Raw genomic sequence first — 229 nt, forward strand, 5'->3', positions numbered from 1 at the left:
CGATTTTCGTCCAATTGCACTTTTATATTTGAAAATGAGAAAAAAAGCTAAACCTGAACCACTAATCGCAATGAGTACTGAAAATACAACAATCAAAGGATCATAGACCAGATGATGATTTTCGATCACCAAGCCCATCATACCCGTATAATGCATCCCTGAAATTCCCAAACCCATGAGAACAGAGCCAATCACAAGACGAGGCAAAGGTAAAGTTGGACGTGACGTT

The 229-nt window shown here is 39.3% G+C and carries 1 protein-coding gene; it reads right to left on the reverse strand.

Annotated features, from left to right (window positions below):
* Positions 1–229 (reverse strand): MHYT domain-containing protein (locus OH705_RS29015; protein ID WP_323873517.1); only part of this gene is annotated, 229 nt, incomplete at both ends.

This window comes from Pseudomonas sp. BJa3, assembly GCF_026343815.1.
GTDB classification, from domain to species: Bacteria; Pseudomonadota; Gammaproteobacteria; order Pseudomonadales; family Pseudomonadaceae; genus Aquipseudomonas; species Aquipseudomonas soli.